This is a genomic window from Salinivirga sp., from assembly GCF_035268865.1.
Taxonomy (GTDB): Bacteria; Bacteroidota; Bacteroidia; order Bacteroidales; family Salinivirgaceae; genus Salinivirga.
Map to the genome: position 1 here is coordinate 1 of NZ_DATFKB010000048.1, position 12,399 is coordinate 12,399.

The 12,399-nt window shown below is 38.9% G+C and carries 9 protein-coding genes, 1 tRNA gene and 1 pseudogene; 7 read left to right on the forward strand and 4 right to left on the reverse strand.

Annotated features, from left to right (window positions below; genetic code table 11):
• The coding region (locus VJ937_RS03150; protein ID WP_324065449.1) for an acyloxyacyl hydrolase at positions 1-817 on the forward strand (817 nt) is incomplete at its 5' end.
• Positions 818-876: 59 nt separating this feature from the next.
• Here the strand turns inward: VJ937_RS03150 and VJ937_RS03155 are convergent.
• Positions 877-1,206 carry a hypothetical protein gene (locus VJ937_RS03155; RefSeq protein WP_324065450.1) on the reverse strand — a complete coding sequence of 110 codons (330 nt, stop codon included), beginning with the start codon at positions 1,204-1,206 and terminating at the stop codon, positions 877-879.
• Positions 1,207-1,484: 278 nt separating this feature from the next.
• Between VJ937_RS03155 and VJ937_RS03160 the strand changes: the two genes are divergently transcribed.
• A complete protein-coding gene (locus VJ937_RS03160; protein ID WP_324065451.1) occupies positions 1,485-1,997 on the forward strand; it encodes a hypothetical protein in 513 nt (170 codons plus the stop codon).
• Between the two features lie 106 nt (positions 1,998-2,103).
• Positions 2,104-2,985 (forward strand): hypothetical protein, encoded by an 882-nt coding sequence (locus tag VJ937_RS03165; RefSeq protein WP_324065452.1) that lies wholly within the window; start codon positions 2,104-2,106, stop codon positions 2,983-2,985.
• A 190-nt stretch (positions 2,986-3,175) separates the two neighbouring features.
• On the opposite strand, the pseudogene VJ937_RS03170 reads toward VJ937_RS03165, so the two are convergent.
• Positions 3,176-3,427: pseudogene (locus VJ937_RS03170) on the reverse strand (GIY-YIG nuclease family protein).
• A gap of 51 nt (positions 3,428-3,478) precedes the next feature.
• Positions 3,479-3,553: transfer RNA gene (locus VJ937_RS03175), tRNA-Val, on the reverse strand.
• Between the two features lie 340 nt (positions 3,554-3,893).
• Between VJ937_RS03175 and VJ937_RS03180 the strand changes: the two genes are divergently transcribed.
• The 4 genes from VJ937_RS03180 to VJ937_RS03195 all read left to right on the forward strand — a co-directional run bounded on the left by VJ937_RS03180 (position 3,894) and on the right by VJ937_RS03195 (position 11,609).
• Positions 3,894-6,089, forward strand: a complete 2,196-nt coding sequence (locus tag VJ937_RS03180; RefSeq protein WP_324065453.1) for a S9 family peptidase — start codon at positions 3,894-3,896, stop codon at positions 6,087-6,089.
• A gap of 46 nt (positions 6,090-6,135) precedes the next feature.
• Complete coding sequence (locus VJ937_RS03185; RefSeq protein ID WP_324065454.1) at positions 6,136-7,599, forward strand: aminoacyl-histidine dipeptidase; 1,464 nt, start codon at positions 6,136-6,138, stop codon at positions 7,597-7,599.
• Positions 7,600-7,759: 160 nt separating this feature from the next.
• Positions 7,760-9,526: an MFS transporter gene (locus tag VJ937_RS03190; protein ID WP_324065455.1), complete on the forward strand. Its 1,767-nt coding sequence runs from the start codon at positions 7,760-7,762 to the stop codon at positions 9,524-9,526.
• Between the two features lie 139 nt (positions 9,527-9,665).
• Entirely contained in the window at positions 9,666-11,609 is a 1,944-nt protein-coding gene (locus VJ937_RS03195; protein WP_324065456.1) for an MFS transporter, read from the forward strand.
• A gap of 353 nt (positions 11,610-11,962) precedes the next feature.
• On the opposite strand, the gene VJ937_RS03200 is transcribed toward VJ937_RS03195, so the two are convergent.
• Positions 11,963-12,399, reverse strand: a 437-nt coding sequence (locus VJ937_RS03200; RefSeq protein ID WP_324065457.1) for a hypothetical protein, incomplete at its 5' end; no start/stop codon positions are given.

Genomic DNA, 12,399 nt, shown 5'->3' on the forward strand with positions numbered 1-12,399 from the left:
CGCATTGGGGCAGAGCATAAATCCATTTCTATTTGTAGCTCCTTATAGCAATTCTGACGGCAGATTACATTTTATCCCAAGAGGTGGAGCAGGATTCTCCCATGTAACAAGAACTTATGATGAAAAAAATAATCCGCAAAACATATTTTTCAGCACAAACATCAGCTTTTTTCTTCAGTTACACCTCTCCCTCAGGTACGATATCACACCAAAGCTGCAATGGCAAAGCTCACTGGGCTATAATCATATATCGAATGGGGGTTTAAAACAACCTAATAAAGGAATGAACTTCATTACAGCCAATACAGGAATTAATTACTACATTGATGAGCCCAATATCCCGGGATACAGCACAGATCCAAACTTTTTCAAAGATAAAAAACGTTGGCAATACGGCGCAACCTGTTTCTATAGTATGAAAGTTGCCAACAAAACGAATAATTTCGAACGGGAAAATTGCCCGATTTATGGATGTAATCTCACTTTGGGGTATTTCATACCTAAATTCAGCTATTTAAACGTTGGAATTGAATATATAGCAGACACTTATATACGCAACCATTTAAACCGCAACCAAAACGATAAAGATTTCCAACGTTTAGCCATTATAACCGGCCATACTGCAAATTTTGGAAAATTATCTTTTGTAACTGATCTGGGCTGGTACATTTACAGCCCACACAAAGCAATGGATCCTGTCTATCAGCATTATAGATTAACATATCATTTTGGAAAAAATTGGTTTTTAGGAGTAGGCTTAAAGGCCCACCGTCATGTTGCCGATCTAATGATGATCAACACCGGAATTACTTTATAGAGAAAATGCCCCTTTGCATAACTTACAAAAAGGCATTTCATTAAGTTTTTAACTCAAACCTATTGCGGCTCTTTAATGTTGACAATAACTTTGTCTTTCCATACCACTATAACATCACTATCAATTAAGCCATGCTTAATATTTACAAGGTATTCAACCTTTTCACCTTCCTTTGTAACCTTTTTTACAGTAGGTTCCTTTAATTCGTATAAGTCCAGGGGCATTTCCTGGGCGTTATAACCATATTTTTCAGCAGCATCAATCATTGAACCCGTTGCTGATATCTCATCCATGAATCCCTGCATCTCAGGTGAAACTTCAGGACCACTTGAACAGCTAATTGAAATAGCCGCAATAATCAGTGTAAAAAAATAAACTAGTTTTCTCATAAGTATTAATTTAAATAGTGATTGTTATTCCCTCAAAATCAATACAAAATACAAAATAATAAACAGAAATAAAAGCTGAACAACAAAAAAATTAACATTTTATTAAATAAATCACAATATAAACTTGCTATCAACTACTTTCAGCGTTATAGATTAAAATTTAGTCTCTTAAACATTATACAATTGTTTTTAAAATGTTAAACAGCGCAAACGTTTGCATAAGTTTGTTTTATAAATATAGTTTTGCATCTGTCATTAATAATTAAACTTTTAAAGTTATGAAAAACAAACTATTTACATTAGTTATCCCGAGTATAGTGCTGGCATTTACATTTATCTCAGGATGTACAGAAGAGGAAGCTACAACGGTAACACTAGACAAGAACCAAACAGCTTCTCTTACCTGCCATGTAGAAGCTCAGCTTGATTTAATGAACGATACCGCAAACACAACACTTGAGCCTGCTCCAGCAGGAACAAAAGTATTCATTACAATTCAAAACAGCGAGTACAACGCTGGTGCCCAGGGTGTAACTGTATATGAAACTGAAATAGACGGTAGTGGAATGTTTACATACGATATTCCTGTAACTGAATTGGGAACAAATGTAACAATCTCATTTGATGAATTTATTTATGACCAACAGGTAATTGAATACGATGGAGACCTCGATATGTGGGTTTATGGCGATCCCGAAACAAAAAAATATACTGCTCCTGACCTGGTCAATATATATGTTGCAGGACACAGCTATAACGAGAAGGTTCAGTATGGTGCTCAATCATTTTAATACCTGAAAAATATACCCTTATAGGTATAACACAAGCATAAATACAATCCCGAAATAAACATTTATGCAATACAATGTGAGCATAAAAAAATAAAACTTAAACAGAATGAAAAAAATAATCATATTACTAACATTAATAGTCTTTATTTCATCTGCTTTTGCCCAGGAAGAAGTAACAGAAACAGCACCTGTAACCAAACTCCAGGAAAAGGTAGTAAATAAAAAAGGACAGAATATTTTACCAGAAGCCGGTGACCTGGCAGTTGGTATTGACATGGTTCCTTTTCTGAATTATCTCGGAAATTTTGCGAATAATTCGGTAAATAATTCCTACAATGGAAATTTCCTTGCCACACCTAACACACTATTTGCAAAATATTTCCTCGATCAGGATTTGGCCATACGAGGCAGAGTAATGATAATGAGCAATAACTTTCAAAACAAACAATATGTTGTTGACGATGCAGCTCTTTACAACGACCCAAACAGCAATGACCGGGTTGTAGATGTGATGCAAACAGTAAGTCATGACTATATGATTGGTGCAGGAATTGAAAAACGTCGTGGTAAAGGCCGTTTAAGAGGATTCTTTGCAGGTGAAATAAATTTAATGTTTGGAGCAGATAAAACCATGTATACTTATGGTAACAACTACTCTGAACTAAATCAGGATCCAACAGTATATAACTTTGGAGCTAATGACCTTGGCGTAGATCGATTAGTGGAAAATAATGACGGAACCTATTTTGGAGTCGGATTAGGTGCATACCTTGGCGTTGAATATTTTATTATGCCCAACATTTGCCTTGGCAGCGAAGTTGGCTGGCAAATAAACTATACTGAAAACACCCAGGAAACGAGTATAATCGAAACATGGAACGGAAATGAAGCAGAGGAAATTACAACTTTAGATTCTCCGGGAAATGCAAACTTTAATTACGGTTTTAATAACCCGACAGCTTCTTTATACATTATGTTCCACTTTTAGGGACAGGTAATCAAAACAGCTACCCCAAAAGCACCGGCACGATGTCGGTGCTTTTATTTTTATCAATACACAGCATGTTTTTATCACTAAAAACCGATAAAACTGCCCCACAGCTAAAATATTGTATTATTTCGTGGACGCTAAATTCAAATGAAGACCATAGCATTTCTTAAAATCGGAGGCAACTGAGCTAAGCCCCCTTCTCTATCAATTCACGAATCTTTACTTTTGATTTCCATCCCTTAATTTGTCGTTCCCTTGCAAAAGCCTCTAATTTATCTGGAAATGATTCGATATAAACGATTTCCCAGTCTTTGGCTGACGCAGTTTAACCCTGATGCTTTTGGAGGTGTTTTGTAAGTCGCTCTTCTACCGACATTGAAGTATGTCCAATGTAAAATTTATCCAAAGTTTTCGAATAAAGGATATAAGTATAAGCCATGACTCAATTTTTTGAAAATAAAAAAGGTCAACCATTTCTGATTGACCTTAGTGGGCGATGAGGGAGTCGAACCCCCGACCCCTTGGGTGTAAACCAAGTGCTCTGAACCAACTGAGCTAATCGCCCTAATATTTTAAATAACTTCGTCCATTCTTTTTGGGAGTCGAACCCCCGACCCTCCCGATGTGAATCGGGATGCTTCTGAACCAACTGAGCTAATCGCCCTAATATTTTAAATAACTTCGTTCAATTGTTATATGGGATGATGCTGAAACGCAAGTGTCGCTCCCTTTTTGAACTTCACCAACCGTCTTTTTTGTGATTGGCGGTTGCAAAAGTAGACGCTTTTTTTTACTTCCCAAACATTTTTCGAAAAAAATTTAAAAAAACTTTTTCAAGGATGAAAAAATTGATCAATCCGTAAAAAATACGATCTTTGGACTGCTAACCCAAAAAGTAATAAAAAATGAAAAAGTTTTTCCTTCTGGCCCTTTTTTGTGGACTTGCTGCTCAGGCTTTTACACAAAACAAACTAGTCACAGTTGCCGACCTTTACAAAGACGGTACATTTAGAGCACAATCAGTATACGGCGTAAATTCCATGGATGATGGATTACACTACACGACCCTGGAAAATAGTGGTACCGCTTTGGTTAAATACAGCTACAAAACGGGTAAGGCTGTAGATACACTAATGAAAATTAAGGACCTGAATAATGAGGATATCCAGTATATTTCAAACTATAAATTTTCCGATAACGAATCGAAAATTATTTTCTATATCAACCGCATCAGAATTTACCGGCACTCATTCTATGCAGATTTCTATATTTACGATTTAGAAAACCAAAAATTACAAAAACTCACCAAGACCGGACGCGAAAGACTTGCAACACTCTCTGCTGACGGATCAAAAGTGGCTTTCCTCCGCGACAATAATCTTTTCATAAAAAATCTGAATTCCGGAAAATTAAATCAATTTACCCACGATGGTGAAAGAAATAAAATCATTAATGGCGCACCCGATTGGGTTTATGAAGAAGAGTTCGGATACAATCAGGCATTCCACTGGTCACCCGATGGATCTAAAATTGCCTATTGCAAATTCGATGAAAGCCGGGTTAAAAAATTCACTCTGCTAAAATATAAAGGTCTTAAACCTGAAATAAAGGCGAATAAACTATATCCGGAAGTATACGATTACAAATACCCTAAAGCAGGGGAAGACAATTCCATTGTAACCGTTCACACTTACGATCTGAATACAGAAAAAACTACAGAGATGGAAACCGGCGAGGAAACCGACATATATCTGCCACGCATTTATTGGACAAAAAAAGCAAATACACTGGCTATTGTCCGTCTGAACAGGTTGCAAAACCATATGGATATAATCTATGCCAATGGTACAAACGGAAATTCAGAAGTAGTCTACAGCGAAGACAATAAATACTACATTGACCAGCCTCCGTATGAGGACCTTACTTTTATTGATCAGGAGCATTTCCTGATTATGAGCGAAAGAGATGGTTACAACCATATCTATAAGTATAATACAACCAAAAAAGAGCTCACACAGGTTACACAGGGAAATTTCGACATTACAAACTATTATGGCTACGACGAAGAAAATGACATGGTGTTTTACAGTTCTACTGAGGAAGGTGCCATATACCGAACTGTTTATAAGGTGCGAGATGATGGTAAAAAGAAAAAACAGCTTAGTAACCAGAAAGGCTATAATAGCGCCAGCTTTAGTAAAGGATACCAATATTTTATCAATTACTTTTCCAATGCCACCACGCCCAATTATGTAACCATGAACAACAGAAAAGGTAAAGTAATTCGTGTATTGGAAGACAACGCAAAACTGAAGGAGAAAATGAAGGATTACGCCTTACAAACCAAAGAGTTTTTTGATTTCACAACCTCAGAAGGAGTAAAACTCAATGGATGGATAATTAAACCAGCCAATTTTGAAGCCGGCAAGGAATATCCTGTTATAATGACGCAGTACTCAGGACCGAACTCACAGCAAGTACTGGACCGCTGGAGTGTTGGTTGGGAACAGGTGCTTGCAGGAGAAGGATTTGTAGTAGCTTGCGTTGATCCCCGTGGAACCGGAGGGCGCGGACAAGAGTTCCGTAAAATGACTTACAAAGAACTTGGTAAATACGAAACCATTGACCAAATCGAAGCAGCCAAATATTTAGGATCACTGGATTTTACCGATGAGCAACGAATTGGTATTTATGGCTGGAGCTATGGCGGATTTATGACATTAAATTGCATGACCCAGGGAGCAGATTTTTTCAATACCGGTATAGCTGTGGCTCCGGTAACGAATTGGCGCTATTACGACAATATCTACACCGAACGTTTCATGCGCAAACCACAGGATAACCCCTCTGGCTACGATGACAACTCACCTATTAACCATGTTGAAAAACTAAAAGGTGATGTGCTTATCGTGCATGGTTTGGCCGACGATAATGTGCATCCGCAAAACACATTTGAAATGACAGAGGCTTTGGTGCAGGCCAACAAACAATTTGACATGGCCATTTACACCAATCGCAATCACAGCATATACGGAGGCAATACCCGCTACCATTTATTCACAAAAATGGTGAATTATTTTGTGGACCACCTGAAAAAGTAAATTAAATTTGTTACTCTTTTAAATACAACATAAAAATCGAAATATTATGAGCGAAGAAATTAAAAATTTAGAGCCCAAAGCATTGTGGGAACATTTTTATAGCCTTACGCAAATTCCCCGTCCATCAAAAAAAGAAGGAAAAGCAGTGGAGTTTGTTAAAAAATTTGGTGAAGACCTTGGTCTGGAAACCATTCAGGACGAAGTAGGCAATGTAATTATTCGTAAACCAGCCACAAAAGGCATGGAAGACCGCAAAGGCGTAGTGATGCAGGGTCACCTCGACATGGTGCCGCAAGCCAATAGCGACAGTTCTCATAACTTTGAAACCGATCCGATTGAAGCATTTGTGGATGGTGAGTGGGTAACCGCCAAAGGCACTACACTCGGAGCAGACAATGGTATGGGTGTAGCAGCAGCCATGGCTGTATTGTCATCAAACGACCTGGAGCACGGACCAGTTGAAGCACTTTTTACTGTAGATGAAGAAGCCGGTATGACCGGAGCCAATGCCCTTAAACCAGGCATCCTGAAAGGCGACATACTGTTGAACATGGACTCTGAAGACGAAGGTGAATTGTACGTTGGTTGTGCAGGTGGCGAAGATGCCAATGTTACATTTTCGTACAAAGAAGACAAACTTCCCATTGACTATAAAGCATTTAAAATCTCCGTAAAAGGGCTTAAAGGTGGACATTCAGGACTTGATATTCCACTCCAAAGAGGAAATGCCAATAAAATTCTTTTCCGTTTAATTAATAAAGCACAAAATGAATTTGGTCTTCGTTTAGCCGATGTGCAGGGCGGTAGTTTACGTAACGCGATTCCTCGCGAAGCTTTTGCAACAATTGCTGTGCCCGAAAACGGCGAAGCAAAATTCAAAGAGTTCGTAGCTGAACTTGAAAAAACCATTAAAAACGAATTATCAGATACTGATCCGGGCGTAACAATTACATTTGACCCAGCAGAGGCACCAATGTTTGTTATTGATGAAACCACACAGCGCAACCTTACCGATGCCGTAATGGCTGTTCCAAATGGTGTAATTCGCATGAGCGATGCAATGCCGGGTCTGGTAGAAACATCAACCAACCTTGCAGTAGTGAAAACATCAGAAAACAACACCATTATTGCACAATGCCTCATGCGCAGCTCTGTAGATAGTTCCAAAGAAGAACTTGCTGAGCGTATTACAGCTACATTCCGCATGGCAGGTGCAAAGGTTGAACTGGCAGGAGCTTATCCCGGATGGAAACCAAACATGGATTCAGAAATCCTGAAAGTAATGCAGGATACCTACAATAACACTTATGGTAAAATTCCTGAGATAAAAGCTATACACGCAGGGTTGGAATGCGGTATTTTAGGTAGTGCTTATCCGAACTGGGATATGATCTCATTTGGACCAACAATTCGCTATCCGCACAGTCCAGATGAAAAAGTGAATATTGAAACAGTACAAAAATTCTGGACCTGGATTCTAGAAACATTAAAAGCAATTCCAAAAAAATAAGGACACGCTAACATACAAAAAACCACCTGTTTCGGGTGGTTTTTTTTTGTATAACATAAAAAAACAACCCCATTTCTCCCTTGAACGGAGAAATAATTCTACTATATTAGCGGTCTGTTTGTGAGAAATTAATTGATTTACAGCAATAAAAATAAAACAGATGGATACAATTAAGAAAAGCTTACGTCACACTCCGGCTATGCGCTGGTTGATGCTCTTACTCATTTCAGGATTAACATTCGGTACTTACTGGTTTCAGGATTTCTTTGGTGGTTTAAAAACCATCATGGAAAACGACATGGGTTTTACCAGTGAGGAGTTTGGACGCCTCATCGGTCTAACTACCATAGCCAATATGTTCGGAATGATCATCGTAGGAGGTATCATCCTGGACAAATGGGGTGTTAGAATGGCCGGAATTGTTTTCGGAAGTATTGCGACATTGGGTGCTTCCATTACAGCTCTTGCCTCAGCCGGATTTTTCGGAGAAGAACATTCCACAATGCTTAACATGATGATTTTGGGCCGGATTTTATTTGGTTCAGGTCTCGAGGTAGTTTGTGTGGTGGCCACCCGAACCGCGGTGAAATGGTTTAAAGGCTACGAGCTTGCCCTGGCCATGGCCCTCAACATGGGACTTGGTCGACTCGGTAGTGCCATGGGTATTGCACTGGCTCCAGATATTGCCAATGGTAGTGTACCCTCAGCAGTAACATTTGCCGCAACACTTATCGGAATTGCACTTATCATGTTCCTTATTTACAGCGTATTTGACATCAAACTCGATCGTCAGGAGAAAGTGGAAGGAGCACAAGAAGAAGCTGAAGACTTTAAGTTTTCAGATTTGGTTAAACTTATTACAAACAAATCGTTTTTATATATTGCCTTGCTGTGCGTGGCCTTTTATTCAGCAGTATTTCCATTTATTCAGTATGCACCTGATATATTGATAAATAAATTTGAGTTTTCAATCTTATTGCCTGAAAATGGCAACATTAACCTCTTTGGGTCGACCTCTCTGGGTAACGCCAGTGTTTTTGTGGCACTTTATATATTTGCCATTGCCTTTGCAGCCATCCCCAAACAAATTAAAAATATCAATACACGACGGGTCTACATGGCCGTTATAGCATTGTTGTTTGCCGCATTCCTCGCTTCAATTTGGGATGTAATGGGTATTTGGCTACAAAATGGATCTAAAACAGCAGCCCTGATTCCACTGGGAACAATTATTTTTACGCCAATTTTTGGTAGTTACGTCGACAGCAAAGGTAAAGCTGCATCACTAATGATTTTGGGTGCATTGCTGCTTATTTTTGCCCACGTTTCCATGTCGTTGTTCAACTACGACTGGCTGGCCTATTTGGGCCTCATTAGCCTCGGAATTGCATTTTCACTGGTTCCGGCTGCCATGTGGCCGTCTGTAGCCAAAATTGTGGCAGAAAACCGATTGGGGACAGCCTATGCCTCCATGTTTACCATTCAGAACTGGGGGCTTGGACTCTTCTTCTGGGGTATTGGAGCCATGGTAGACTGGTTTAACCCAAAAATTGTGGCTGCCAAACAAGCTATCGCTGATCAGTTGCACGCTTTCAATCTCAAGGATAATACTATTACCACAATCCGGAACGGATTGCAGGATATAGGTCTCGCCACTGGAGAAGAGCGCGAAGTTATTCAGGAAATGCGTTTTGATGAAATTTCAACTCAGCTTGCTGCCAATAACAGCCCCGATAAAGTAGATGAAGTGATGAACTATTTGAGATCACTGGGAGAAATACCCGCCTACGATTATACTTATCCGATACTTGCACTTGTTGGACTGGGTGTAATTTCCATTTATCTGGCCTTCCAGCTTAAAAAAGCAGATGCCAGACAGCGTTATGGACTTGAATTACCTTCGGGACAAACACCGGACGATGAATAAATAAAGGATCAATACAGATCAATAAATACAAAGGCGATTCTAAACGGATCGCCTTTTTTATTTAGAATACACCTTAAGTAAAAGCCAGTTTCTACAAATAATTTTTAAGTTTGTAGCCTCAATCATCAAAATCTTCATTATGAAAGAGAGAATACACAAAACCATGCGCGACAATCCCGCATTGCGGTGGGGCGTGCTGCTATTGAGCAGCCTGGTCATGTTTTTCAATTACTATTTCTACGATGCATTATCACCCCTAAAAGACCTGATGCAAACCAACCTGGGATTTTCATCCTCTGATTATGGCGCATTTATGTCGGCCTATTCGGTGCCTAATGTATTCCTGGCCATGGCAGTGCTTGGTGGTATTATTCTCGATAAATTGGGCATACGCATTACGGGAACACTTTTCGTGTTTATGATGGCTTTGGGTGGCGTAATAACCGCCTATGGCGCATCTGACATGTATCTTGCTGGTGGCCCTGGTTATGCCTTAATGAACTCATTCCTAACTGGCTACTCTCCTGCCCTGAAAATGATGTACCTTGGGTTCTTTATTTTTGGTTTAGGAGCAGAAACCAGTATCGTGGTACTCTCTAAAATTGTGGTAAAATGGTTCAAGGGCAAAGAACTTGCACTGGCACTGGGACTAAATTTAGCCATTGGACGCCTTGGAACAGCATTGGCACTCTTCCTTTCACCATATCTCATTCACCCCGAATGGACAAACGCCATTTGGTTCGGAGTATTACTCCTGTGGCTTGGCCTGTTGTTCTACATCATTTACATTTTCCTCGATCTGAAAATAGACAAGCAAGTAAAAGAAACACTACCCGAAAGCGAGGAAGACCAATTCAGGTGGAGAGATTTGCTTGATCTTATCACCAATCGCACATTCATTTATATTACACTACTGTGTGTTACTTTCTATTCGGCCGTTTTTCCATTTGTAAAATATGCACCAGACCTGCTGATGAACAAGTTTGGCATGGAGCGGGATATTGCCGGCCAAATCTCCTCTATACTCATGTTCGGGACCATACTATTAACCCCACTTTTTGGCTGGATAGCTGACAATAAAGGGAAAAGTGCCACACTCATGTACCTGGGCTCCGCATTGCTCATTATCTCGCACCTGATGTTTGCCCTTACCACCATTACTCCATTACTACCAATATTTTTACTTGGAGTGGCATTTTCACTGGTCCCTGCAGCCATGTGGCCCGCAGTAACCAAAATTGTAGGCGACAATAAACTCGGTACTGCGTATGGATTTATGTTCTCGGTGCAAAATATAGGGCTCTGGGCATTACCTATTCTCGTTGGTGTAGTACTTGATGCATCTAACCCTGAGTTTAGAATTGATCTAAAAAACCAACAATTTAAAGAAATAGAACAAAGTGGCAACTTCGCCAGCTCTTTAAATACAACAAGTAGTACATTTAATAACAAAAATATTAAATTTAAATACGTTGTTTACAAAGACAGCCTCAGCGGAGAAATTGTCTACCGAAGTTACTATGAAACAAAGACAGGTAAAGACGGAGATTACAGCATTAATTTTAGAAACAACGAAATGGTAGATTTAATAAAATTTGATTTGTTAGAAATACCACAAGATGCAAAAATCTATATCGACCGCGTTAAATCACCCACTTTTGGAGATAATGATACCATTCGTCTACTCGAAAGCAGCAAATTCCAATTGGATGAAAAGAATCAATATATAGCAACCCTGGCTGAACCTGGTAAGAAACCTAACAAGAAAAATTTCGATGCAATTATCAGCATTAAAGATGCAGATGGACGGGTAATATACAGCGAAAGCCAAAAATTATATATGGATGAAACAGGTAAATCCAAAATAAAATTTGGTTTTGGTGAGTTAAGATCGGTTAATTATGAAGCACTTGATTTCAGACAGGAAACTTATGTTGCCGAAATAATAGAACCACTCGATTATACCAATGCCATGCTCATGTTCTCTGCACTTGGCTTGCTGGGTATTTTATTTGCATTCTTACTGAAACGCGACGACAAAGTATCGGGTTACGGACTGGAACAACCCAATATTCAAAAATAAAAAAAGGAAAGGCCTGTTAATACGGGCCTTTTTTCTAATATATAATCGAAGCGTCTAAAAACAGATTAGTAAGAAAATTACGGTTTTGTTTCTAAATCTTTGTTTTCTTGAAAAGACACAAAAAATATCCGTCTACCGGCGAAAAGTCAAGATCAAATTACGCTTCATCCCCGCTTTATTCAAAAAATTCAATGAGATTAAAAGCTATAAAAGCCTATTATTAAACTTGCCTGTACGCTTGCAAACAGGTAGACACTAGGGCATGGATTTACGAAATATTTCTCACTAAAAAAACAGTTTTCCATAAACCGGCTTGCCCATTTTAACCGAAATCATAAGCATTACATGTGTTCTTACTTAATTTTAAATATCGGTCCTTTTCCACTAAGGCCAGACGAATACACATAAAATACATCTTCTGAACGCCAGGCACTATGAACCCAATTTTGTTTTATTCTTCTGCCTAACGGATAATCTATGACCTCACTCCCATTAAAATATAGCAAGCCCTTATAATTATTTCCATTGTGGTTTTTAAACCAGATTGCATTTTTATAAACCACCGGTGCAAAGCTTGATGTATATCTGTATTTAGTTTTAAAATTGAAAGTTTCCCATTTATTGCCATCCCAGCGTAACAATTTGTTTGACTTTCCAGCAATTTTATAAGCTACAAAATATTTATAGCCATCGTGGTCTAATTCATACCTTATTGAGCGCTTTTTTAAGTCGTAGCCCGACTTTTTATCGAAATGTTTCCATTTGCCGTTAATTAATGCAGACGATGACT

Bases quoted from the DNA above. Each gene is read 5' to 3' on its own strand.
- VJ937_RS03155 (WP_324065450.1), bottom strand. From the start codon at position 1,206: ATGAGAAAACTAGTTTATTTTTTTACACTGATTATTGCGGCTATTTCA.
- VJ937_RS03160 (WP_324065451.1), top strand. From the start codon at position 1,485: ATGAAAAACAAACTATTTACATTAGTTATCCCGAGTATAGTGCTGGCA.
- VJ937_RS03165 (WP_324065452.1), top strand. From the start codon at position 2,104: ATGAAAAAAATAATCATATTACTAACATTAATAGTCTTTATTTCATCT.
- VJ937_RS03180 (WP_324065453.1), top strand. From the start codon at position 3,894: ATGAAAAAGTTTTTCCTTCTGGCCCTTTTTTGTGGACTTGCTGCTCAG.
- VJ937_RS03185 (WP_324065454.1), top strand. From the start codon at position 6,136: ATGAGCGAAGAAATTAAAAATTTAGAGCCCAAAGCATTGTGGGAACAT.
- VJ937_RS03190 (WP_324065455.1), top strand. From the start codon at position 7,760: ATGGATACAATTAAGAAAAGCTTACGTCACACTCCGGCTATGCGCTGG.
- VJ937_RS03195 (WP_324065456.1), top strand. From the start codon at position 9,666: ATGAAAGAGAGAATACACAAAACCATGCGCGACAATCCCGCATTGCGG.